The 23,173-nt window shown below is 67.3% G+C and carries 23 protein-coding genes and 6 tRNA genes; 14 read left to right on the plus strand and 15 right to left on the minus strand.

The window, feature by feature from the left end:
* Window positions 1-107 precede the first annotated feature (107 nt).
* A complete protein-coding gene (locus tag H074_RS13875) occupies window positions 108-1,211 on the plus strand; it encodes a S1 family peptidase (protein ID WP_007030679.1) in 1,104 nt (367 codons plus the stop codon).
* A gap of 106 nt (window positions 1,212-1,317) precedes the next feature.
* Here the strand turns inward: H074_RS13875 and H074_RS13880 are convergent, their stop codons facing one another.
* Both H074_RS13880 and H074_RS13885 read right to left on the minus strand, forming a co-directional pair.
* Complete coding sequence (locus tag H074_RS13880) at window positions 1,318-1,722, minus strand: SsgA family sporulation/cell division regulator (protein ID WP_039922542.1); 405 nt, start codon at window positions 1,720-1,722, stop codon at window positions 1,318-1,320.
* Window positions 1,723-1,926: 204 nt separating this feature from the next.
* Window positions 1,927-2,400, minus strand: a complete 474-nt coding sequence (locus H074_RS13885; protein ID WP_007030681.1) for an Lrp/AsnC family transcriptional regulator — start codon at window positions 2,398-2,400, stop codon at window positions 1,927-1,929.
* A gap of 251 nt (window positions 2,401-2,651) precedes the next feature.
* Between H074_RS13885 and H074_RS13890 the strand changes: the two genes are divergently transcribed.
* Window positions 2,652-3,650: a beta-ketoacyl-ACP synthase III gene (locus H074_RS13890; RefSeq protein WP_007030682.1), complete on the plus strand. Its 999-nt coding sequence runs from the start codon at window positions 2,652-2,654 to the stop codon at window positions 3,648-3,650.
* On the opposite strand, the gene H074_RS13895 is transcribed toward H074_RS13890, so the two are convergent.
* Window positions 3,637-5,121, minus strand: a complete 1,485-nt coding sequence (locus H074_RS13895; RefSeq protein WP_007030683.1) for an adenylate/guanylate cyclase domain-containing protein — start codon at window positions 5,119-5,121, stop codon at window positions 3,637-3,639. The two genes, H074_RS13890 and H074_RS13895, sit on opposite strands and share 14 nt — an antisense overlap.
* Window positions 5,122-5,205: 84 nt before the next feature.
* Between H074_RS13895 and H074_RS13900 the strand changes: the two genes are divergently transcribed.
* The gene (locus H074_RS13900; protein ID WP_007030684.1) at window positions 5,206-5,706 is read left to right on the plus strand and encodes an FBP domain-containing protein; all 501 of its coding nucleotides are present in this window, start codon (window positions 5,206-5,208) and stop codon (window positions 5,704-5,706) included.
* 293 nt (window positions 5,707-5,999) lie between these two features.
* On the opposite strand, the gene H074_RS13905 is transcribed toward H074_RS13900, so the two are convergent.
* Entirely contained in the window at window positions 6,000-6,815 is an 816-nt protein-coding gene (locus H074_RS13905) for a class I SAM-dependent methyltransferase (protein ID WP_007030685.1), read from the minus strand.
* A gap of 77 nt (window positions 6,816-6,892) precedes the next feature.
* A complete protein-coding gene (locus H074_RS13910; protein WP_007030686.1) occupies window positions 6,893-7,585 on the minus strand; it encodes a FadR/GntR family transcriptional regulator in 693 nt (230 codons plus the stop codon).
* Window positions 7,586-7,659: 74 nt separating this feature from the next.
* Between H074_RS13910 and H074_RS13915 the strand changes: the two genes are divergently transcribed.
* Window positions 7,660-8,286 carry a GNAT family N-acetyltransferase gene (locus tag H074_RS13915; RefSeq protein WP_007030687.1) on the plus strand — a complete coding sequence of 209 codons (627 nt, stop codon included), beginning with the start codon at window positions 7,660-7,662 and terminating at the stop codon, window positions 8,284-8,286.
* Between the two features lie 112 nt (window positions 8,287-8,398).
* A complete protein-coding gene (locus tag H074_RS13920) occupies window positions 8,399-9,160 on the plus strand; it encodes a sulfite exporter TauE/SafE family protein (RefSeq protein WP_039922358.1) in 762 nt (253 codons plus the stop codon).
* A gap of 48 nt (window positions 9,161-9,208) precedes the next feature.
* On the opposite strand, the gene hisC is transcribed toward H074_RS13920, so the two are convergent.
* Entirely contained in the window at window positions 9,209-10,264 is a 1,056-nt protein-coding gene (hisC, locus tag H074_RS13925) for a histidinol-phosphate transaminase (RefSeq protein ID WP_007030689.1), read from the minus strand.
* Between the two features lie 97 nt (window positions 10,265-10,361).
* Here hisC and H074_RS13930 point away from each other — a divergent pair, with 97 nt between their 5' ends.
* From H074_RS13930 to H074_RS13965, 8 genes are all read left to right on the plus strand, one after another.
* The gene (locus H074_RS13930) at window positions 10,362-10,994 is read left to right on the plus strand and encodes a dienelactone hydrolase family protein (protein WP_007030690.1); all 633 of its coding nucleotides are present in this window, start codon (window positions 10,362-10,364) and stop codon (window positions 10,992-10,994) included.
* A 47-nt stretch (window positions 10,995-11,041) separates the two neighbouring features.
* Complete coding sequence (locus H074_RS13935) at window positions 11,042-11,521, plus strand: hypothetical protein (protein ID WP_235096756.1); 480 nt, start codon at window positions 11,042-11,044, stop codon at window positions 11,519-11,521.
* Window positions 11,521-12,651, plus strand: a complete 1,131-nt coding sequence (locus H074_RS13940) for a PPE domain-containing protein (protein ID WP_007030692.1) — start codon at window positions 11,521-11,523, stop codon at window positions 12,649-12,651. Before H074_RS13935 ends, H074_RS13940 begins: the two co-directional genes overlap by 1 nt.
* Window positions 12,651-13,412 (plus strand): ESX secretion-associated protein EspG, encoded by a 762-nt coding sequence (locus H074_RS13945; RefSeq protein WP_007030693.1) that lies wholly within the window; start codon window positions 12,651-12,653, stop codon window positions 13,410-13,412. Before H074_RS13940 ends, H074_RS13945 begins: the two co-directional genes overlap by 1 nt.
* Window positions 13,413-13,431: 19 nt before the next feature.
* Window positions 13,432-15,408, plus strand: a complete 1,977-nt coding sequence (locus H074_RS13950; RefSeq protein ID WP_007030694.1) for an acetoacetate--CoA ligase — start codon at window positions 13,432-13,434, stop codon at window positions 15,406-15,408.
* A 192-nt stretch (window positions 15,409-15,600) separates the two neighbouring features.
* Complete coding sequence (locus H074_RS13955) at window positions 15,601-17,250, plus strand: phosphatidylglycerol lysyltransferase domain-containing protein (protein ID WP_007030695.1); 1,650 nt, start codon at window positions 15,601-15,603, stop codon at window positions 17,248-17,250.
* A 65-nt stretch (window positions 17,251-17,315) separates the two neighbouring features.
* Window positions 17,316-17,405 (plus strand) — tRNA-Ser (locus H074_RS13960).
* A 42-nt stretch (window positions 17,406-17,447) separates the two neighbouring features.
* Window positions 17,448-17,521: transfer RNA gene (locus H074_RS13965), tRNA-Arg, on the plus strand.
* A gap of 70 nt (window positions 17,522-17,591) precedes the next feature.
* Here H074_RS13965 and H074_RS13970 read toward each other — a convergent pair.
* From H074_RS13970 to H074_RS13995, 7 genes are all read right to left on the minus strand, one after another.
* Complete coding sequence (locus H074_RS13970) at window positions 17,592-17,816, minus strand: hypothetical protein (protein WP_007030696.1); 225 nt, start codon at window positions 17,814-17,816, stop codon at window positions 17,592-17,594.
* Window positions 17,813-18,475, minus strand: coding sequence for a hypothetical protein (locus H074_RS13975; RefSeq protein ID WP_007030697.1), 663 nt, complete (start codon window positions 18,473-18,475; stop codon window positions 17,813-17,815). Before H074_RS13975 ends, H074_RS13970 begins: the two co-directional genes overlap by 4 nt.
* Window positions 18,475-18,804, minus strand: coding sequence for a PadR family transcriptional regulator (locus H074_RS13980; protein ID WP_235096757.1), 330 nt, complete (start codon window positions 18,802-18,804; stop codon window positions 18,475-18,477). Before H074_RS13980 ends, H074_RS13975 begins: the two co-directional genes overlap by 1 nt.
* A gap of 123 nt (window positions 18,805-18,927) precedes the next feature.
* Window positions 18,928-18,999, minus strand: a tRNA-Arg gene (locus H074_RS13985).
* 3 nt (window positions 19,000-19,002) lie between these two features.
* Window positions 19,003-19,091 (minus strand) — tRNA-Ser (locus tag H074_RS13990).
* 13 nt (window positions 19,092-19,104) lie between these two features.
* Window positions 19,105-19,181 (minus strand) — tRNA-Pro (locus H074_RS40240).
* A 35-nt stretch (window positions 19,182-19,216) separates the two neighbouring features.
* Window positions 19,217-19,290 (minus strand) — tRNA-Arg (locus H074_RS13995).
* Between the two features lie 833 nt (window positions 19,291-20,123).
* On the opposite strand from H074_RS13995, the gene H074_RS40245 reads away from it, so the two are divergent.
* Window positions 20,124-20,987, plus strand: a complete 864-nt coding sequence (locus tag H074_RS40245) for a GIY-YIG nuclease family protein (RefSeq protein ID WP_152521415.1) — start codon at window positions 20,124-20,126, stop codon at window positions 20,985-20,987.
* A gap of 41 nt (window positions 20,988-21,028) precedes the next feature.
* Here the strand turns inward: H074_RS40245 and H074_RS42255 are convergent, their stop codons facing one another.
* Together H074_RS42255 and H074_RS14005 are read right to left on the minus strand one after the other, a co-directional pair.
* Window positions 21,029-21,700: a very short patch repair endonuclease gene (locus H074_RS42255; protein ID WP_338022456.1), complete on the minus strand. Its 672-nt coding sequence runs from the start codon at window positions 21,698-21,700 to the stop codon at window positions 21,029-21,031.
* A gap of 89 nt (window positions 21,701-21,789) precedes the next feature.
* Complete coding sequence (locus H074_RS14005) at window positions 21,790-23,148, minus strand: DNA cytosine methyltransferase (RefSeq protein WP_152521416.1); 1,359 nt, start codon at window positions 23,146-23,148, stop codon at window positions 21,790-21,792.
* Window positions 23,149-23,173 lie beyond the last annotated feature (25 nt).

Genomic DNA, 23,173 nt, shown 5'->3' on the forward strand with positions numbered 1-23,173 from the left:
CCGCTCCGACCCGGATTGCGAGCTTCGTCCTGGTCCAGAACTCTCACCCATCGGGGGAGGGCTATCGCATGGCGAACCGGAGCCGTGCGTGATGACGAGGGAGAAGCATGAAGATCACGAAGCTCCTCGGTGTGGCCGCCACGGCGGCATTGGCCACCGGCGCGCTCGTCACGGGTACCCCCGCGGCAGCGTCCTCAGCGTCTTCAGTCACCCTGCTCAACGCCGAGATGGTTCCCGCCCTGCAACGGGACCTCGGCCTGACCTCCGACCAGGCACTCGCCCGGATCCAGAGCGAGACCGCCGCCGGCACGCTCGAACAGTCACTCGCCTCGGCACTCGCCGGCAGCTTCGGCGGCGCGAGCTACAACGAGGCCACCGGCAAGCTCCGCGTCGGCGTGACGGACGCGGCGAAGCTGGGCCAGGTCCTCGCCAGCGGCGCGGAAGCGGAACTCGTCCGTTTCTCGGCCGCCCAGCTCGATTCCACTGTGGACAAACTGAACGCGGGTGAACGCGCGGCGGACGGCGCGATCACCGGCTGGGGCGTCGACACCAAGACCAACCGCGTGACGGTGAACGTCCTGCCGGGCAAGAGCGGCGTCGTCGACTCGTACCTGGAGAAGACCGGTGTGGACAAGGCCGCCGTCGCGGTGGTCGAGACCACCGGGGTGCCGACCCTGAAGTACGACGTCCGCGGCGGCGACGCGTACTACATCAACAGCTCTTCTCGCTGCTCGATCGGATTCTCGGTCAACGGCGGCTTCCTCACCGCCGGGCACTGCGGCCCGGGCACGGTGACCGGCTCCAACCAGGTCGCGATGGGCTCGTTCGCCCGCGTCAGCTTCCCGACCAACGACTACGGACACGTCCGGGTCAACAGCAACTGGGTGCCGCGCGGCATCATCAACAACGGCACCCGAGTGAGCGGTTCGACCGTGGCGGCCACCGGCGCGTCGGTCTGCAAGTCCGGTTCGACCACCGGCTGGACCTGCGGCACCGTCGGCGCCAAGAACCAGACCGTCCGCTACGCCGAAGGCACCGTCTACGGCATGACCGCCACCAACGTCCGCTCGCAGGCGGGCGACTCCGGCGGCTCGTTCATCGCGGGCAACCAGGCCCAGGGCATGCTCTCCGGCGGCAACAGCTCGGTGACGTACTTCTTCCCGGTCCGGCCGGCGTTGTCCGCGACCGGGACCTCCCTGGTCCTCGGCTGACCTCGGCCCCGGTCATCGGGGGACCGTGAACACCGACGAAGGGCGGACCGAGTGCCTCCAGCGCACTCGGGCCGCCCTTCGTCTTTCATCCGTCCCGCGGGCGGCCTTAAACGTTACTGATTTCTTCGATCAGCGCCTCGACGTCGAAGTGCTCGCTTTCGGTGCCGAGCGGGACCAGCTCGTAAGTGGATTCGAGGAACGTCTCCACGTCCTCACGCTCGAGCTCGAACGACGCGTAACCGTCGGGTGACTCGATTTCGAGCGTCAGCATCGCCTCGTCCTCGGAGAGGTCGGGGCGGACGCGGACGTCGCCGAGTCCGGAGGGGTCGGTGAGACCGGTGACGAGCAGCTCACGCGCGAAGGTCCACTCGACCCACCGGCCGCGCTCCGTCCGGAACGACACGGCGACCGCGAACGGTTCTCCGGCGTGGAAGGACAGACGGGAGAGAACGGGCGTGCTGCTGTTGTTCAGCAGAACGAACTGGCTCTGGTGAATTGCGTCGGTGTGCACGGCCACTCCTCAGATGCTCGTGGTTCGCGCGGCGCGAACTTTTCGTCTCGGGGAGGAGATGGCCGGACACGGGCCGGATGACGCGACTGTCGCCACGTTCACGCTATCGGCTGCATATGTCCACAGTGGTGTAACGCCGGGCACAGACCGCTTGCGTTCGGGCCGATACCCGTGGTGACGACGTCAAGGCGTCCTTTTTGGACCTCAGGGGGCCAGCGGCAGGGACAGTCCCGTTTTGACCCGGTCCATCGCCACCGACGTCGTGAAGTGCCGCACGTTCGGGTTGTCGAAGAACATCCGCCGCGTGAACGTCTCGAAATCCGCCATGTCCCGGCAGGTCACCACGAGCACGAAGTCCGCGTTGCCGGTGACGTAGTAGCACTGCTGGACGTTGTCGTCCGCGAGCACCTGACGGCGGAACCCGTCGAGCACCGTGAGGTTCTCCCGTTCCATCTCGACCATCACCACGAACGTCATCGACAGCCCGAGCGCCCGCGGCGACAGCACCGCCACCTCGCGTTCGATCACCCCGGTCTCGCGCAGCCGCTTGATCCGCCGCTGCACGGCGGCCGCCGACAGGCCCACCTTCGCGCCGATGTGCTCGGCGATCGTGCGGGCGTCGGACTGCAGGCAGGCGAGGATGGCGACGTCCAGGTGGTCGAGGTCGGGTGTGTGCACCGGTTCAGGCTAACCGGAGGCCTCTCCGTGGCGCCTGCTCTTAGATGGCACCGCCAGGAACCACCTGGATCACGAAGCCCATCGAACAGACTTACGAAACACGCCTAGCGGTGTGGGCCATGCCGCAGGCCGCTCGGGCGACGGTTAGAATTCTGCGAATTGTGACCCGGAACACAACTGACGGGTCTACTGAATGGTAGCGCTTACAAGTGAATGGCAGGCCTCTGATTCCCCCGCGAAAGGATTTCTTGGTGTCCTCATTTCAGGCGGCCGTTCTCGCCGGTCTCGGCTCTTGGCTGCCTCCGCGCGTGGTGGGCAACGAGGAGATCGCCCAGCGGCTGGACACCTCCGATGAGTGGATCCGCTCGCGGACCGGCATCGCCGAACGCCGGGTCGTCGACCCCGGGACGTCCACTGTGGACCTCGCGGTCGAGGCGGGGCGCCGGGCGCTGGCGTCGGCGGGGGAGACCGGAGCGGACGCCGTCGTGCTCGCGACGTCGACGGCGGACCAGCTGTGCCCGGCCAGCGCGCCGCAGGTCGCGACCGGGCTCGGGCTGAACGGTGTCGCCGCCTTCGACGTCAACGCCGTGTGCAGCGGGTTCGTCTACGGGCTCGCCACCGGCGCCGGACTGATCGCCGCCGGGATCGCGCGGCGGGTGCTGGTGATCGGTGCCGACGTCTTCACCTCGCTCGTCGACCCCGAAGACCGCGGCACGGTGCCGATCTTCGGCGACGGCGCGGGCGCCGCCCTGCTGCGCGCGGGTGACCCCGGCGAACTCGGCGCGCTCGGCCCGTTCGACCTGCACAGCGAAGGCGAGCTCGCGGAACTGCTCTGGGTCGAGGCGGGCGGGGCGAAGAACCGCCGCTCGGACGACCCGCGTGACCACTACCTGGTGATGCAGGGCCAGACCGTCTTCCGGCACGCCTGTGCCCGGATGGCCGAATCGGCGCGCGCGGTGCTGGATTCCGCGGGCTGGATGGTCGGCGACATCGACCGGTTCGTCGGGCACCAGGCCAACATCCGCATCCTGCAGACCTGCGCGAAGCAGCTCGGGCTCGCGGAAGACGTGATGTATTCGAACATCGGGAAGGTGGGCAACACGAGCGCCGCGTCGATCCCGATCGCGCTGGCCGACGCGGTCAAGGACGGCACGCTCCAGCCGGGGCACCGCGTCGTGATGGGGGCCTTCGGGGCCGGGCTCACCTGGGGCTCGACGCTGCTGCGCTGGCCGGACGTCATTCCGGGCTGAGCGCGCTCGCCTCCCAGGCGGGCGTCGGTTCCCGGCGTCCGCGCAGCTCGAGTTCCGCGTACGGCCCCCAGTGCGAGCGCTCGCTCTCCAAAGCGGCCTTGAGCACCGCTTCGCTCGCCAGGATCCGGCCGCCGGCGGATTTCGCGTGCTCGGTCAGGCGCGCGGCCTCGTTGACCGCGTCGCCGATGACGGTGTACTCGAATCGGCTGCTGGTCCCCAGCTGACCGGCGAAAACCCGCCCGCTCGCGACGCCGATGCCGAGGTCCAGCTCGCCGGCCGCCTGGACGGCGTCCCGGATCGCCCGCGCGGCCGCGAGCGCCGCCGTGGGCGCGTCCGCGAGCCGGGTCGGGGCGCCGAAGACGCAGAGCGCGGCGTCACCCTGGAACTTGTTGACCAGCCCGCCGCGCGCCCCGACCGCGTGCACCACGCTGGTGAAGAACCGGTTGAGCATCTTCACGAGGTCTTCGGGCGGGGTGCGGCTCGCCAGGGCCGTCGAATCGACGACGTCGACGAACAGCGCCGTCACCTCACGCACATCACCCGAAAGGGAGGCGCCGTACTCGAGCGCGTGCCTCGCGACCTCGTCCCCGACGTGCCTGCCGAAGAGATCCCGCATCCGCTCCTGCTCGCGAAGCCCGGCGGCGAGGTCGTTGACCGAGGTCTGCAGCAGGCCGATCTCGCTGGAGTCGTCGACCTCGACCACGATCTCCTTGTTGCCGCGCGCGATCTCGTCGAGCGCGATCCGCAACCGGTGCAGCGGCGTCGCGACGGCCTTCGCGAGCAGCCCCGTCCCGATCGCGCCGACGCCCAGCCCGATCACCGAAAGCATGATCAGGCTCGCGACGTGGTCGCCCTGGCCGAGATCCGGTGGCGCGGCCACCAGCAGCACACCGAGGAACGGGACGCCGCTCGCCAGCGACCAGGTGACGACCACCCTGGTCAGCACGGTGACCTTGAGGGTCCCCTTCGGCGGGGTCACCTTGAGCGCGATCGTCATCACCGGACGGGCGACCCATTCGGCGGCGAGATAGGTGAGGCCGACCGTGGTCAGCCCGCCGAGCCCGATCACCAGCGCCATCCCCAGCGCGTCCATCCAGGACCCGAGCACCCGCGCGAGTGAACCGAGCACGATCGTGCCGATCAGCCAGAGCGTCCCGCTCACGATCCCCATGTCGACCGGGAGCCGGAGCGCCCGCGCGGCCTCGGCCCTCGTCGGCGGGCGACCGAAGACGAACCAGACCGCGGTGCGCCGCTGCAGCCACGCCGTCCACACGGTGCCGGCCACCAGCGACAGCGCCACGATCCCGGCCGCGGTGACCCCGAGGATCCAGCCGCGGTCGCCGACCTCGCTCGGCAGGCCCTGCAGGAGCAACAGCAACGCCACGACACCGGCACCGCACACACTGGACCCGACGCCGAGCGCGGCGAAACCGAGACTGGTCCTGAGCACCAGCCGGAACCGGCTCGACATCGTCCTCCCGCGCACCAGGTGATCGTATGACCTCCGGCGGAAAACGGTTCGCCAGTTCCCGTGTCCGATGGCTACCTTGCAGCCATGGAACCGCTGGGTCAGGACGAGATCAGGGCGTCCTTCGTGAACTGCACGCGCGGCGAGGCCAAGGGGGTCACCCTGCCCGCCCGGCCGGACGAGATCCCTTGGGAGAAAAGGGAATTCCTCGGCTGGCGCGATCCGAAGGCCGCCGCACGGGCGTACCTCGTGCTGCCGTACCGCGGGGAAACCGTCGGACTGTCCCTGCGCGCCGCGCCCCGGCCGAAGGGCCGTGTCCTGCTGAGCAACATGTGCGGCCTGTGCACGACGACACATCCGCTGTCCGGCATCGCGCTGTTCTCCGGGCGCCGCGCCGGGAAACTCGGGCGCGAGGGGAACACGCTCGGCATCTACGCGTGCGCGAATCTGGCGTGCAGCCAGTACATCCGCGGGGAGCTCAAGTCGGACGTGCCGCAGCCGACGGAAACGCTGACCCTCGAGGAACGCGTCTCCCGGCTGGAGGACAAGCTGCACCGGTTCGTCGAGCGGGTGCTTGAATCACGCTGACAGCCTCGTGAGTGGTAAGGACGGTTAGAACCGTCCTTACCACTCACGAGCCCACCACGGTCCGCCACCGCCAACGTCGCGAAAGCCACTTTCGGGACATCGGGCGTCGCGAATGTGGCTTTCGCGACATGGCCTCTGGTGGTGAGACATCGGTCCAGGCGGTCGTGAGTGGCAAGTGACGTTCTAACGCGACTTGCCACTCACGACCCGCGCCACCAAGCCTCTCCTCTCGTGACACGCGGCGCCCACCCTCGCCACCTCGCAACACCCCGGAAGCGCCGCGGCCTCGCCGCTCAGAACCGGAACCGCAGGATCCGCCCCATCTTCCTGAACGCCGGGAACAGTCCCGCGAACCACAACTGCGCCCGCATCGACCCCGAAAGCCGGTCCTTCACCTCGGGCGTCGCGTAATCCGTCGAGTCGAGCTTCGAGACCAGCGTCAGTCCGAGCCGTTCCAGTTCGGAGATCTCGTCGATGCCCCAGTACAGCGTCGCCTTGGCTTTGCGGACCACGGGATTAAGCTTCTGCAGTTTGATCCCCAGCCTGCTGAAAGTGTCGAAGACCATTTCGCCGCCCTGAGGGAAATGCGCGATCAGCCGCCGCAGCAATTCCTCGCCTTCGGACGGCCGCAGATACATCGTCAGCCCCTCCGCGATCACCAGACCGGGTTTGTCCGAAGGGATCTCGTCGATCCAGCCGAAGTCCGTCACGGACGAGCCGATGGTCCGGTAGCCGTCCCGCGCGGGATAGATCCGGGCGCGCAGGTCGACGACCTCGGGATAGTCGACGTCGAACCACCGCACCGAAGGCGGCGGGTCGACGCGGTACACGCGGCTGTCCATCCCGCAGCCGAGCTGGACGACGGTCGCGTCCGGGTGTTCCCGGAGGAACGACGTGGTCCAGTCGTCCATCGGCTTGGCCCGCAGCGCGACGGTCAGCCCGAGCTGGTCGTCCACGCCGAGCGAGCCGAAGTCGTAGTCGATCTGCTTGACGGCCTCGTCGGCGGCCTTGTCGCCGAGGATCGGCCGGTCGCTGCGGGCGTCGAGCGCCCGGCCGTACAGGGTGGCCAGCATCGTCGCCTTCTCTTCGGTGAACCGGACCTTCTCCACCGCACGCCCCCGTCAGAAGTTTCACAAACTTCTGAAAACAATACTCGCGCGGAGGCGGTCACGCCATCAAGGAAGCGTCAATCCCGGCTCGTGTAGTCGTGGACGTAGGTCTTGGCGTCGAGCAGATGCCGCAGGGTGATCTCCCGCGCGGCCGCCGCGTCCGAACGGCGGATCGCTTCGAGGATCGCGCGATGCTCGTCGACGGCCTTCCTGATCTGCCCCGGAAGCCGCAGCGCCGCCCGCCGCTCCTCGCCGACCAGCGAGAGCACCGACCGCAACAGATCGGTGACGTCGTCGTTGCCCGCGTTGCCCGCGATCACCCGGTGGAATTCGGCGTCGGCCGCGATCACGCGCAGCATGTCACCGTCGGCCGCGGCCTGATCCATCTCCTCGACGGTGCCCTCCAGCCGGGCGAGCACCCGGGGCGTGTGATCGAGCGCGAGCCGCTCGGCCAGCGTCGGCTCGACGATGGTCCGCAGGTCGAACAGCTTCTCGACCAGTTGCTCGTGCTCGGAGAACCAGCCGCGGAGGGGCTGTTCGTCGAGGTTCTCGCGGACGTACGTGCCAGAACCCGGCCGCACCTGCACGTAGCCGATGGAGTCCAGCACCCGCAACGCCTGTCGCAGTGAACCGCGGCTGATCCCGAGCTGTTCGCAGAGCGCCCGTTCGGCGGGCAGCCTCGACCCGGCGGGGAGCCTGCCCGAGTCGATCATCGTGCGCAGATGATCGACGGTCGCACTCCACACCTGCTCGCGCTCGTCGTCGGCCACGGTTCCATCCTCGCAGGTCCGGCGGAACGCCCGGAAATGTCGGTGAGGGGTGTCATCATCTGACGATGACTGGGGTGGCAGGACTGATCAAGGCATGGGTGCACGGCTGGGCGCTTTCCCGCGGCGTCGGGATCCCGGTGGCCGAACCGGACGGCTACCGGCTCGACGTCGGGCGCCCGGGGCATCGCGTGAGATATGTGCTGGCGGACGCCCGCGCGGTCGAGAGCCGGGCGCGTTCGCTGAAAGAGCCCGGAACATGGCTGAAGGTGAGCGGTTCGCGGGACGAGGTGGCGAAGACGGTGCCGCCGGAGTGGGAGGTCGGCCCGCCGGAGTACCTGATGAGCGCTCCGATCGCGCTGCGGCCCGTCATGGCCGCACCCGAGCCGTATCGGGCGGAACTCGTCGGCGACGGCGTCGTCACCGACGTGGTGGTGCGCGCGCCCGACGGCTCGTGCGCGGCCACCGGCCGGGTCGCGATCGCCGGCGGCACGGCGGTGATCGACCAGGTCGTGACGGAGCCCGAGCACCAGCGGCGAGGGCTGGGCCGGTTCGTCATGCGCAGGCTCGACGAAGTGGCGGTCGCCGCCGGGGCGGACCGGGCGGTCCTGGTCGCGACGGAAGAGGGCCGGGCGCTGTACCTGACGCTCGGCTGGACGGTCGCCACGGAGATCACCGCGGCTCATCTGCCGGAGGAGAACTGAATGACGTGTCGTCCGTCCAGTCACGCGTAAGGCAGGCAAGATCACGCGACACTAGACACATCCAGAGCGCGAAAGGAGGTAACGGTGCTTAGGGTGCGGACGTGAGCGCTTTATGACGTGGTGGCACGCGGTAGTGATCTTCATCGCGGGGCTCTGGGCGGGCACCATCAACACGGTCGTCGGCTCGGGCACGCTGGTTACTTTCCCGGTTCTGGTCGCGCTCGGCTACTCGCCGCTGACCGCGACGACGTCCAACGCGATCGGCCTCGCCCCCGGCACGGTCAGCGGGGCGATCGGCTACCGGCAGGAGCTCAAGGGCTACTGGCCCGAGGTCGCCAAACTCGCCGTCGCGTCGTTCTTCGGCGCGATCTGCGGGACGATCCTGCTGCTCTCGCTGCCGAAGGACGCTTTCGAGGCCGTCGTGCCCGCGCTGGTCGGGCTCGCGGTGGTGCTCGTGATCGTCCAGCCGCGAGTGGCCGCCTGGGTCGCGAAGCGCCGCGAGGAGAACGGCAAGGTCCACAAGATCGGGCCGCTCTTGCTGTTCCTGATCTTCCTGATCGGCATCTACGGCGGATACTTCACGGCCGCGCAGGGCGTGATGATGGTGGCCGTGATGGGGATGCTGATGTCGGAGTCGCTGCAACGGCTCAACGGCGTCAAGAACGCCCTGTCAGCCGTCGTGAACATCGTCGCGGGCGCGATCTACGCCTTCATCGCGCCGGTCAGCTGGCCCGTGGTCGCGCTGCTCGCGGTCGGGTCGACGATCGGTGGCCAGATCGGCGCGAAGATCGGCCGCAAACTCTCGCCGAAGGTGCTGCGCGGCGTGATCGTCGTGATCGGCCTCGCCGCGATGGTGCAGCTGCTCCTCAAATAGGAACGGCCCGCACTCCGTCCACGAAGTGCGGGCCGGTTCGAGACCTTGTCAGCGCGGGAAGTCTCCGGCCGCTTCGAGGAAGAGGTCGTTCTCCTCAGGCGTCCCGATGGTCACTCGCGCGCCTTCGCCCGCGAAGGGACGCACGATCAGCTTCCGCTCCAAAGCGTGCTCCGCGAACTCGGTCGTCCGCTCGCCCAGCGGCAGCCAGACGAAGTTCGCCTGCGTCTCCGGCACCTCGTAACCCTTGGCCACCAAGGCATCCCGGACGCGAGTGCGTTCCGAGACGATCTCCTTGCAGCGTTCCAGCAGTTCGTCGGCCGCGTCGAGGGAGGCGATGGCCGCCGCCTGGGCGATCATGTTCACCGAGAACGCGACGTAGACCTGCTTCAGCGCGACGGTGATGGCTTCCGGCGCCACCGCGTAACCCACGCGAAGACCGGCGAGGCCGTACGCCTTCGAGAACGTCCGAAGCACCGCGACGTTGTCCCTGCCGCGCGCGAGTTCGACGCCGTCCGGCACCTCGGCGTCGGTCACGAACTCCTTGTACGCCTCGTCGAGCACGACGAGCACGCCCGAGGGCACGGCGTCGAGGAAGCGCTCCAGCTCCGCGCGCCGCACGACCGTCCCGGTCGGGTTGTTGGGGTTGCACACGAAGACCAGCCGCGTCTTCGGCGTGATCGCGGCCAGCATGGCCTTCAAATCCAACCCATGCTCAACTGTCAATGGCACTTTCACGCTGACGGCGTTCGCCACCTGCGTGACGATCGGGTACGCCTCGAACGAACGCCACGGGAAGACGACCTCGTCACCAGGGCCGCACAGGGCCTGGATCATTTGCTGGCAAAGGGAAACCGAGCCGCAGCCGATGGCGATCCGCTCGACCGGCTCGTTCAGCTCGCGGGCCAGCCGCTCGACGAGCGCGGAAGCCGTGATGTCCGGGTACCGGTTGATGCCCTGTGCCGTCTCGGCTATGGCCTGCGCCACACTCGGCAGCGGTCCACCGGGAACCTCGTTGCTCGCCAGCTTGATCGCGCCCTGGATTGTCCGGCCAGGGACGTACTTCGGCAACGATTCGAGATCCGCACGCGGCGAAACAGGTGACATCTTCGGCGCTCCTACGTCTGGGGGACGGCTCCGACACCGTATCCTCCCGTGCGAGCGCAAGCTCCGAATATTTACCTAAGAGTGGTCTGATGGAGGAATGACCCTGACGACCACCGTGGAACACCAGCACGCCGACGGCCACACGCTGCGCCTGACCTTCGCCGAACCGGATGGTGTCGTCCGCGGCGGACTCGTGGTGCTGCACGAGGAGGCCGAAGAGGTCGAAGAGGGTTTGGGCCTGCTCCTGGCCGGTCTCGCGGGCGAAGGCTGGCTCACCGTCACCCCGCATCTCGACCGGGACGACCTCACGCAACAGGACCTTCTCGAAGCCACCGACGCGACGCTCTCCTGGCTCGGCGAGCGTGGAGTCCAGGCGGATCTCGTCGGTGTCGTCGGTTTCGACCTCGGCGGGACGGCCGCGCTGGTCGTGGCGTCGAACCGCAGGCTGGGCGCGGCGGTCAGCGTCGGCGGGCAGGGCGTCACCGGGCTGCCGGTCCTCGCCGAGATCGCGGGACGGCTCACCAGCCCCTGGCTCGGCATGTACGGCGACGCGGGCGACGAGGCCGGAGGCGCCGAGGTCGAGCAGCTACGGGACGCGGCGGCGACGGCGAATGTCGCGACGAACGTCGTCCACTACCCGGGCGCCAATCACCGTTTCGACGCCGACCCGGACGCGGCCGCGGAGGCCTGGCAGCGCACGCTGAATTGGTTCGACGCCCACCTGCGCTGACTCCGTTCGCGCTAGCATTCCCCTGAGATGTGACAGGGGAGGGCCGAATGGCACAGTCACCCAAGGTACCTGCGACACCACAAGCCGCGTTCGGAGCGTCGGCTCCGGCCTTGGCGCCGGTGGCGGGCCAGATCCGGGATTCCAAGACCGATGCCAAGAAGGGGGCCGTCAAGGTCTCCGAGGACGCCGCCAAGAAGCTCGTCGACGCCCTGCGGAAGGCACGCCAGGAGCTCAACGCGCTAATCAAGGACTCGACGGAGTTCAACGCGCCCTTGAAGCTGGGCGACAACTTCGTCGGTCACACCATGAGCGAACGCTTCCAGGGCGCCGCGAACAAAGGGACCGAAGCCGCCGTACCCGTCCTCGACGACTTCGCCAAGGTGCTCAAGGACTTCCAGCTCACCGTGATGGCGGCGCGGAAGATGTACGTCGCCGCGGACGAGGAGGGCCAGGAGCAGCTCGAACGGGTGGCCCGCCGGTTCGACATGGAGGACATCGTCGAGCACGAGCGGAAGGACGAGCGCTGATGCGCATCCTGCCCATGCCGTGGCCGCCGCGGGAGCCCGAACCCCGCCCGGGCCCCGAGCACCTCAAGGCCGACATCGACTGGATGAGCTACTCGCATCGAGAGCTCTACGAGATGGTCCACAACGAGCTGGACCTCGCGAGCGCGGAGGCCGTCGCCGCGCAGTGGACGAAGATCAGCGCGTTCCTGGACAGGGTCGGTTCCGAACTCAGGGCGGCGCTCGCCGCCACCGCCGACGGCTGGACGGGTGAGGGCGCGGACAGGGCCCGTGACGCCGCGATCAAGCTCGTCGACTGGGCGGGCGAGACGGGCTGGCGCGCGGAGAACGTCGCGAACTGCGTCCGCCGCCAGGCGGACATCGCCGACACCGCGCGGCGCACGATGCCCGAGCCGCCGGGATACGCGCCGCGGCCCAAGCTGCCGGAGCCGCCGAAACGCCGTCCGATCCCGGTCTCCGATTCGACGCAGGCCATGTCGGCTTCGCCGCCGTCGGGCTCCGCCTTCGCCGAGGCCGGCCGGATCGTCGCCGAGCCCACCGACGAGAGCTCGCAGGATCTGCACCGTCAGGCCGCCGACGTGATGACGCGGATGCAGCACAGCTCCGGAGAGGTCTACGAGAACGTCCCCAGCTTCTCTTCGTACGGCAAGGAGCCGAAGCTACTCAAGACACCCGAAGAGCCGGAGCCGAAGCCGAAACCCGAACCGAAGCCGGAACCAGTCCCGCCGCCGGACGACTCGACACGCAGCAGTGGCGCCGACGACGCCGCCCCGATCCAGGTGCGGGAACCGGTCGAGGCGCCGCGCGCGCCGGGCGCGAGCAGCGGCGCCGTCGTACCGCCGCCGCCCGGCACCGCCGGCGGAACCCAAGAGCAACTCGGGCAGGGCGGCCGGTCCGGCGTCGGTGGCTTCGGGCCATCGGGGCAGCCCGGTCAACCGGCCGGGACACGGGCTGCGGCCGCGGGTATGGGCGGCTTCGGTGGGATGCCGATGGGGATGGCGCCCCCGCAAGGGCGGCAGGGCGAGGAGGCGCACAAGGCGCCGGACTACCTCGTCGAGGATTCCGACGTCTGGGGTCTCACCGGGCACGTGACCCCGCCCGTCATCGGCGAGGACCCGAGGAGCGGTCGCTGATGGACTGGATCCGGCTGCACGTCGGCGAGCTGTTCCTGCTCTGGTCGGCGCACGGACGCGACGAACTGCCCGCGGTGCTGGAGGTCCCGCACGTCGGGCGGACGCCGGAATTCCGGGCGGAACTGGTGGCCACGGCGAGCGCGACGCTGTCGGAACGCGGCCTCGGCACCGTGGACGCGCCCGCGCCCGAACTGGTGCGGCTGCTGCACACCGTCGCGAACAGCGAACTCACGCTCGACCTGCGGCTCGACGGCGATCCGGCGTACCGGGCCGTCGGCTGCGTGTCCGATCGCGGCGCGGTCGCGATCGGCGTTTCGGGCACCGACGTCGAGCTGACGGCGCTGCGGGAACCGCTCGTCGCCGCGACCCTGCTGCAGGCTTTGCCGCCGTGCGAGCAGGGGCGGGGACTATCGGTCAACCTGCGCGTCGACGACTACACGGCCGCGTGCGAGGCGGGGGAGCACGGCGGGCAGCCGGCGTTCTCCGATGTCCTGCGTGACGCAGGGCTGCGGGAACCCGAGGTCATCGTGCTGGTCCGGATCGCGACGCAGCGGATCGGCAGCGGACGGCTCGGGGCGGCCAGGAAGTCGTGGGAAGGCCGCTGGGTGCGCGGAGAGGGTACGTTGACCTGGGTGGACACCCCCGACGGCCGCTACGGGCTCCGTCGCGATCGAGGGTGGCTGACAGTCACCCCGCTCGACGCGTCGCGGCTCAAGACGATGGCGTACGAGCTGTTCACCGGGGCTCGCCAAGCAGGTTAACGAGGGTTAACATCGCGGGGTGACGCACACCGCCGACGCCCCAGAAGTGCTCTGGCGCCCTGAGCCGAGCCGCCTGTCCGACACCAAGATCGACGCGTTCCGCCAATGGCTGCGCACCGAACGCGGCGTGGAAGTCGACGACTACAACGCGTTGTGGGAGTTCTCCGTGCGGCAGGGGCCGGAGTTCTGGTCCGCCGTCGCCGACTTCCTCGGCGTGCGCTGGCACGACCAGCCCGGTGAGGTGCTCACCGGCGAAATGCCGGACGCCCGGTGGTTCGCGGGCGGAACGCTGAACTATGCCGAGCATTCGCTCATGTCCGGCGTCGCGGGCGCCGCGAAGGCCGACGACGAGGTCGCCGTGATCTTCCACCGCGAAGACGGCCTCTCGTCGCAGCTGACGTACGGCGCCCTGCGGTCCGCCGTCGCCTCCGCGCGGGAAGGACTGCGCAAGCTGGGAGTGTCCAAAGGGGACAGGGTCGTCGCGCTGGCGCCGAACTGCCCGCAGACGCTGATCGCCTTCCTCGCCACCGCGAGCCTCGGCGCAGTCTGGTCGTCTTGCTCGCCGGACTTCGGCGTCCGCGCGATCACCGACCGCTTCGCGCAGATCGAGCCGAAGGTGCTGATCGCGGTCAACGGATACGTCTACAATGGACGGTGGTTCGACAGCCGGTCGACGGTGAACTCGTTGCGGGACGAGATCTCCACACTCGAAGCGACCGTGCTCATCGACTACGCGGGCGGCCGCCTCGACGGCACACTCGACTGGGACACGCTGCTCGCGGACAACGCGGGCGCGGAACTGGCCTTCGAACCCGTCGAATTCGGTCACCCGCTGTGGGTCCTGTACTCCTCGGGGACCACCGGTCTGCCGAAGGGCATCGTCCACGGACACGGCGGGATCACCCTCGAACACCTCAAAGCCCTTGCCCTGCAAAGCGATCTCGGTCCTGGTGATCGGTTCTTCTGGTTCACCACCACCGGCTGGATGATGTGGAACTTCCTCATCTCCGGCCTGCTGACCGGCACCACGATCGTGCTCTTCGACGGTAGCCCGGGGCATCCGGACCTGAACGTGTTGTGGCACTTGGCCGAACAGCATCGTGTCACCTACTTCGGCACGTCGGCGCCGTACATCCAGAGCTGTCTGAAGGCCGGGATCAAACCAGCGGAGCGTTACGACCTCACCGCGTTGCGCGCCTTGGGATCGACCGGCGCGCCGCTGAGCGTCGAGGGCTTCCGGTGGATCGTCGACGAGGTCGGCAAACGCGTCCAGATCTGCTCGGTGTCCGGTGGCACGGATCTGTGCGCGGCGTTCGTCGCGTCGGCCCCGGATGTCCCGGTCTGGCTGGGTGAGCTGTCGGTCCGCGCTCTCGGCGCCGCCGTCGCCGCGTTCGACGAGGACGGGAAGCCGGTGGTGGAGACGGTCGGCGAACTGGTGATCACCGAACCGATGCCGTCGATGCCGGTGTTCTTCTGGAACGACCCGGACGGCTCGCGGTTGCGCGAGGCGTACTTCGAGATGTACCCGGGAATCTGGCGGCACGGCGACTGGATCCGGATCACCGGCCGCGGCTCCGCCGTCATCTACGGACGCAGCGATTCGACACTCAACCGCGGTGGCGTCCGGATGGGCACGGCCGAGTTCTACCGGGTCGTCGAGTCGTTCGACCAGGTCGCGGACTCGTTGGTGATCGACACGTCGGCGGCGGGCAACGAGGACGGGCAGCTGCTGTGTTTCCTCGTGCTGACCGAGGGTGCGTCGCTCGACGAGATCGAGCCCGCCTTGCGCAAGGAATTGCGCGGGGCCCTTTCGCCGCGGCACGTGCCCGACCGGTTCGTCCAGGTGAGCGAGGTGCCCCGGACGCTCAACGGCAAGAAGTGCGAGGTTCCGGTCAAGAAGATCCTTTCGGGGGTCTCACCTGACCGCGCCGTCAGCCGGGATGCCCTGCTGAACCCCGACGCCCTTGTACCGTTCGTGAAGCTGGCAAGGAGCTAGGCCGCGTCCTGCGAGTCACGTTCGCGGTCTCCGCGCCCAGGCGGCCCCTGACGGCACGGGCGGTCCAGCCGAGTACGACCCGGTACGAGGCCGAACCGCCGCACCGTCAGGAACCACCTGGATCACGAAGCCCATCGAACAGACTCACAGGACACGACCTGACGGGGGCGGAACTTGGCGGGCGCTTGGCGGGTGGCGGGTGCCACCTCGGTGGCGGTGATCACCTGGGTGACGCGGCTGGCCGGACTGCTGGCCCTGGTCTCGGTGCTGGTCCCGGCCGGGCGGCGCACCCTGCGTGGACGCGTCGCCGAATGGCTGGAACTGCCGAACGAGGCCACGGTCGGCGCGGCGACGGTCGCGCTGGTGACCGGTGCGCTGCTGATGCTGCTCGCCACCGGCCTCAAACGGCGGAAACGACGGGCCTGGCAACTGGCGGTCGCCGCCGCCGCGCTGCTGACGGTGTCGCATCTCGGGCTGCGGCACGCCCTCGGCGCCGGGCTCGTGTCGCTCGCGCTGCTGATCGCCCTGATCGCGACGCGGCGCCACTTCATCGCGCTCCCCGATCCGGTGACCGGCCGGTGGCGCGCGGTCCGGGTCTTCGTGCAGCTGACGGTGGCCGGGGTGGCGATCAACTTCGCGCTGCTGTCGGTCGCGGTCGCCCCCTTGAGCGTCGGCGACCGCCTGGCGCAGTCGACGCTGGCCCTGATCGGCGTGAGCGGTCCGGTGGTGTTCCCCGCGTTGTGGCTGGAAGACCTGTCGGCCGCCGTCGGCCTGCTGTTCGGGATCGGCGCGGTGCTGCTGGCGGCGTACTTCCTCCTCCGCTCGGCCGAACCCGCGCCGGAGCTGACCGACGACGAGGTCGAGCGGCTGAGGGGGCTGCTGGGGGAGCGGGACTCGCTGGGGTACTTCGCTCTGCGCCGGGACAAGTTCGTGGTCTTCTCGAAGTCGGGGAAGGCCGCGGTGACCTATCGGGTGATCGCCGGGGTCGCGCTGTGCTCGGCGGACCCCCTCGGTGACCCGGAAGCGTGGCCCGGGGCGATCGAGGAGTACCTGGACGTCTGCCGGCGGTACGCCTGGACCCCGGCGGCCATGGGCTGCTCGGAACTGGGCGCGACCGTCTGGGCACGCTTCGGGCTGGAGGTCCTGGAGATCGGTGACGAGGCCGTCGTCGACACCGACACCTTCACCCTCGAAGGCCGCGTCATGCGCGGAGTCCGCCAAGCCGTCTCGCGCGCGAAGCGAGCCGGCTACACCGCGCGCATCCGCAAGGCCGAAGACCTGCTTGAAGGTGAACTCGACGAACTCCGCACCCTCGCCGCCACCTGGCGCGGCACCGACACCGAGCGCGGCTTCTCGATGGCCCTCGGCCGCATGGGCGATCCAGGCTCGGTCCTGGTGACCGCCGAACACGACGGACACGTCCGCGGAGTCCTCCAGTTCGTCCCCTGGGGCGAGAAGGGCCTGTCCCTGGACGTCATGCGCCGCGACCGGACCGCCGACAACGGCGTCAACGAGCTGATGATCTCCGAACTCCTCCTGACGACCTCCGCCCAGCACGTCTCCCTGAACTTCGCCGCCTTCCGCGCCGTCCTGGAACAAGGCCAGCGCATCGGCGCCGGCCCCGTCGCCCGCCTGTCCGCCCGGACGCTGCGATTCTTCTCACGTTGGATCCAGATCGAGACCCTCTACCGCTTCAACGCGAAGTTCCAGCCCCGCTGGGTCCCGCGCTACCTGGTCTACCCCGCGGCCCGTGACCTCCCCCGGGTCGGCATCGCCGTCTTCGAAGCCGAAGGCCTCGGCGGGCGCCCATCAGGCCTGCTCAGAGCCCTGCAACGCGTCTAAGGGGGGTGCCTTCAGAGGGGGGCCATGGGGTGTGTAACCTATTTGAGCAGTGGTCGTTGGGCCTGGGAGGCTTCGCCTAGTCTGGTCTATGGCGCCGCACTGCTAATGCGGTTGGGGGTGACCCCCCCTCCCGGGTTCAAATCCCGGAGCCTCCGCTGGTACCTGTTCCGGCAGGTGCTAGATTGATAACTGAACAAGCGCCCGTAGCTCAGCTGGATAGAGCATCTGACTACGGATCAGAAGGTCAGGGGTTCGAATCCCTTCGGGCGCACGTCTGGTTGAGACAGCACTAAGGCCCTCCCGTTCGCGGGAGGGCCTTTTTGTCTGTCCGGTGTGGACTTCTAGCGTCGTCGCCGGGCGGCCATGGCGCCGCCGACCGATCCGCCACCGAGCAGTCCGGCCGCCGCCAAGGGCGAGGTGATCGCGAGCAACACCACGGCCGCGGCGACGATCCCCACGATGAGGACCAGCGCGGGCAAAGCCCAACGAGCCAGCCTGAGCGCGTTGGTTGTGCGCGTCTCGTCGGAGATCATCTGCGTGAACCAGTCGCTCCGTTGCCTGGTCACCACGAGCGCTCCTGCACCGGCGCGCTCAGTTCACGCCGCAGCCATGGCGCTCGCACCAGAACCCTTAGCGCGTAAGTGATCTGCGCTCGGCCGCCGCAGCCGGACTCCGCGAGGTCGTGCAGCTCCGCGTGGAACAGTTCGGTGTATTCAAGTCTGTCGGCGGCGGGGAGGATCCTTGCCGCCCAGTCGGTCAGCCGACGCGAAGTAGCCGACCGTACGGCCTTCTCGGGTTCCGCTTCGACCGCGTGAACAGGAGCAGGAGGCCGGCGCTCCTCGACGCTGGTGGCCTTACCTGTCGCATAGATGATAGCGTCCGCGAGCCTGCGAACCCGCATCCGGTCCGAGTCCTGTTCGCCGCGGTGCCAGCCGACGTCCAGTTCCAAGTCCAGGTCGATGACCGCACCCTGAAGTGTGCGAAGTAGTTCCAACAGGGCAAAAACGTCGTCATCGGAGGTGTCTTCTTCGGCGAGTTGCCGAGAACGAGCCGCGGTCAGGGCGCTTTCGAAGAGCCGGACGACGTGTGTCGCTGCGTTGCGCACGCCCTCCACCTCGCTGCGAGTGTCGCTGAGACGCGTCCAATGATGAATGTCGTGCTCGAGCTCCTTCGCGATGCGAAGCCCTCTTGCGAGTTCATTGGCGGCAGCGCCGAAAAAGAGCATCAGCGCTCTCCTGCGAAGCCAGGGCGAAGGCGTGATAGGGCTTGTGTCGATGCCTTGGCGCGGAGTAACGCCGCCCGCACCGCCGCGATGCTGTTCGGATCCAGGCTGTAGTAACGGCGTCGCGGGCGTCCCTCCTCGGAAGGCTCGACCTCCTCCCACCGAGAACGCAGCCAACCCACCTTCTCCAGCCGAGCCAGGATGGGATGGATCGTGCCGCTCGGCAGCCCAGCCGCGGCGCAGATCTCCAGTCCGTACATCTCCCGGGCCGGATCCGACATCAGCTCGTGCAGGACGAGCTGCGTCGGCAGCGTCATCCGTGGACCACTCATAGGAGAACTCTACCTAGGGGCTAGGTAGAGAACAAGAGGCCCACCCGGGAGCCGAACCCGGAGTCCAACGGCTTTGCGGGCCGCTGCACGACCGTCGTGAAGTGGGCCAAGTACAGGTCGCCGTGCCCTCGGCAGGAGTCGAACCCGCGTTCCCGGTTTCGGACGCCGGCGTCGTATCCGTTGGACCACGAGGGCTTGCGGAGGATGCAGGATTCGAACCTGCGCGACGCTCTCACGCCGACCACCGTTTTCGGGACGGTTGCCTTACCGGACTCGGCCAATCCTCCTTGTCGTACCACTTGGTCGGACGCCCGCGAGTCGAACGCGGTGACTCCTGATCCCAAATCAGGCGGGGTCGCCAGTGCCCCTCGCATCCGTCGACCGGCGTATCCCCCTCCGATACGCCGACCTGTACCCCTACCAGGACTCGAACCTGGGACCTCCGCATTCGTAGTGCGGCGCTCTGTCCTCCTGAGCTACAGGGGTGAGGTGGAGACGAGTGCACGCCTCCACCGGCGCTCGTCCTGGCTGCCTCTTTCGGCGACGGGGATGAGCTTTGGGAAAAGTCTTCTGTTGTCAAGGTTCGCGCTGAATAGACAGCGTCGAGCACCGGCGGGAGGAGTCGAACCCCCTGGACACGGTTTTGGAGGCCGTTCCGCTTCCCAAGCTCGCCGATAGAGAATTGCTTTGCGCAGCAAAAAGAGAAGCCGCCCGGATCAGTTTCCTGATGGGCGGCTCCCTGGCATCACACGCGCTATGGCGTCATGATGGGGAGTCCTCGATGGCCAGAACCCGCTGGTCAGCCCGGTATGAACGTCGCCAGGAACAGGGCGACGGACATACGGCGATGGGCGCGACGGCCGAATGCCGACGCTGCGCCTTTCGCTCACGCATGTTCATCATGGCTGCTCCAATGGCTGAGTTTGATACGTGAACTATGCCCCAGCGACGGCCGCGGCACAACCCGGTTTCCTACACGCGACTAGTTCGAGCGAGTAGGACGTCAGCCGGAAAGTCCGGTCGAGTCGGTATCGGGGCGGCCCGCGCCGAGGCTGCCGCCCATCACGAACCCCGGGTTCGAGAACCGGATTGTCATGACGCGCGGCTTTCGTCACGCCTGGGTCGGTGCGCCGACGCGCTAGCGTGCAACGAATCCATCAGTCTGGACGCGGTGAACCGCGCAATACGTAACTCGGCGGACGGTTCGGGAGTGGTTGGAAAATTCCAGGACGACATGTAGTCCAGTACTGTCCTAGTCGCGATAGACACGGTTATCCATAGTGGGTTGACCAACACCCAGATTGCGATATGTTCCAGCGATGCAGAACGAACTGTTCCCGCAGGGAAGCGCTGCGGTCGAGGCGTCGAGCGCGGAGTTCAAACTAAGCATCACGCGCGCGCTGGCCGATCAGCTGGCGGTAGCCCTCAATGATCTGAAGCCGGCCCCGCTCACGGCGGCCGCTCTCGCGGACCTCAAGAACGAGCCCGGAGTATACGAGCTTTCCTACCAAGGTCGGCGAGTCTATGTCGGCAAGGCGAGTCGCAGTCTTCCGAATAGGTTGGCAAAGCACCTCCGAAAGTTGTCAGGTCGATCAGGTATCGACATGGGTGAAGTAAAGTTCGCCTGCTTGTACGTCGAAGAAGACCTGGACGCCGCGGGTCCCGAAAAGATGCTCATAAAAAAGTACGGCGAAGACGGCGCGCCATGGAATAAAAATGGCTTTGGAAACAATGATCCGGGTCGAAAGCGTGATGACTCGTTGGTTAAACGCAGGCATTTCGATGCTGTCTTCCCTGTGAACCTCGACTTCGAAATCGGTCCGGTAGTGCACGGTACAGGTTCTGTGAGCAGTTTGCTGAGTAAGGTTAAGCGAGAACTGCCTTTCAATCTGCGCTTCGAGACGAAGAGCTCTAACGCGAAAGAGCTCACGCAATCAAAGGTCGCTCTTCCCGTCGGTAATATGACGTTGCGCGACGTGGTCCATCTCGTGATCGACGCGCTTCCAGAGGGTTGGCAGGCGACAGCGCTACCGGGATATGTCATTATCTATCGCGAAGAGGCGACATATGAAAGCGCCAAGGTGATTTGGAGGAAGCGGAATAACAATGTGATTGAGGTGCAGGGGCAAGGCCTGCTTGACGATGGCGAGGTCGAAGAAGAGCCTGATAGTGACGAGGACTAGAGGTTGAGGCAAGAAGCGGGCGATAGCTGAGATTGAGTCCGCTAGCCTCTCACTAATTCGATCACCTTGGTGGCCACCTGGCTGGGGTCCTCGTGTTCCCAGGCGCGTACGACTCGCCAGCCGGCTTCTTCGAGGAGCTTCGTGGTTTCAGCGTCCCGCTCACGATTGCGTCGAATCTTATTTTCCCAGAATTCCGAGTTAGCTGTAGACGGCCGGTAATGCGCCGGGCAACCATGCCAGTAACAGCCGTCGACGAAGACCGCGACTAAGGCACCCGGAAAGACCACGTCCGCCGTTCTCCTTAGTCCTGGGACGGGGTTGGTGGAAACCCGGTAGCGAAGCCCACGCGCGTGTAGCAGTTTACGCAGGCGCACTTCCGGCTTCGTATCTTTGCCGCGGTTTCCTCGCATCGAAGCTCGGACATTCGGTGACGTAGCCCATGATCCGTCGGGTAGGGCCTGTTCGCACGCGTACCCCTTCTCCCAGGCGATTTCCCACGCTTCGACCAAATTCTTGGACCGAGTGTCATGATCGACTTGTCCAAGGTACTTGGTCGGCGACTTCCCCTTGTCCGACCAGCGAAGGTAAGCGCGAATCCGGCGAGTGTTCGGGAGAACTTTAAGCTCGACCGAGGCGCGTGCGTAGCGCCCGTCGCCCAGATCGACAAACCGTCGGTGACGCCCTTTGGCCGCGCGATCCTGTTCTGTCGCCAAGGCGTCTCGGCTCCGCCCCGCGCGTCCCTTCCACGCCCTGTCTGGCGGAGCCTTGTCCTTCCAGGAGCTTTGCGCGCGGCGGGTCGAGGTCATGCGTGAGACTCGGCCTCGTCCAGCGCCGCCCCAACCGCTTTCGCGAAAACCTCCCCTAGTAGCACGGGAACGGCGTTTCCGAGTTGCCGCATCTGTTCGCCGCGAGGGCCCGCGAGTTCCCACTCGTCGGGGAACGTCATCACGCGCGCGGTTTCCCGAACGGTCATGTAGCGGTGCTTGTATCGGAAGCCGGTGGGAGACTCGGAGTCTCGCTCACGTTCGTCCGTGAGCATGACCGACTCCCCACCGGGGACGCCGTGTACGCCAGCCTTCACCGTTTTCGCGGGACGGTCGTACTCGTTGGGGGTATGACCATCGTAGATACGCGCTCCCGGCCATCCGACGTGATACTTGAACCCCCCGACCTCGTACTCCACCCGATCAAGCTTTTCCCAGGAAATCCGAGGCAGGGAAGGAAGTTTATTACCCTCACCGTCTTCAATTCCTTCAATAGCGTCGCGCAGCGTACGCCAAGGTTTAGTGCCGTCGTCAAGTGGGAGGTTCTTGGGCACGCCCGCGTTCACGCGGTCCATCACGTGACCCGGAACGTCGTTGTGGCGCCTCCAATAGTCGCCGCTCAGAATCGAGCGATATAGGGCGCCTTCCGAGTACTGCGGTGTTATAAGTTTGCGAAAAGTGTCCAAGTCGACATTCAAGTCCGATCGGAAGGCGACGATTATTATCCGATTCCGGATCTGAGGGACACCATAATCGGCGGCATTGACAGGTGTCATAATCACGTCATAGCGCTCGTCGGCCCGGACATCGCGGCGTTCCTCCATCGCCCTCAAAACATCGTCGTGTTCCTGCCACGTCGAACCCGCCTTCCGCTCGACGAACGGAAACTCGAGCTCTCGCAGGATGTAGTCGAAGTACGGCTTGAAAGACGGCCTCAAAAGCCCGCGAACGTTCTCGCAGATCACGGCCTTCGGCTGGATCTCCCGAACCGCCCTGAACATCTGCGGGAACATGTTCCGCTTATCCTCGTCGCCCTTGGCGACGCCCCCAAGGCTGAACGGCTGACAGGGCGGGCCGCCCGCCAGGACATCGACCCGGCCGTTCAGGTTGCCCATGCCGATGCCCTGCACGTCGCCCTCGACGATCGGAACAACCGCCCCAGGAGGCGGTACCTCATAGGGGCCCACGGCCACGAAGCCGTCGTCCGAAGCCGGGACGCGGACCCTGTCCGCCTTGTGCCGTCTCGAAACGTTCACGTCGAGCGTCTCGCACGCGTACTTCGCGAACTCGTTGAACAACAAGGGGCGGAAGCCAGCCCGCTCGACGCCCATCGCGAGGCCACCGCCACCTGCGAACAGCTCGACGGAGGTTCGGTGAGACTCTTCAAGTTCAGGCACCGCGGAAGCATACCGCGGAGGTTTC

Source organism: Amycolatopsis decaplanina DSM 44594, from assembly GCF_000342005.1.
Classification (GTDB): domain Bacteria; phylum Actinomycetota; class Actinomycetes; order Mycobacteriales; family Pseudonocardiaceae; genus Amycolatopsis; species Amycolatopsis decaplanina.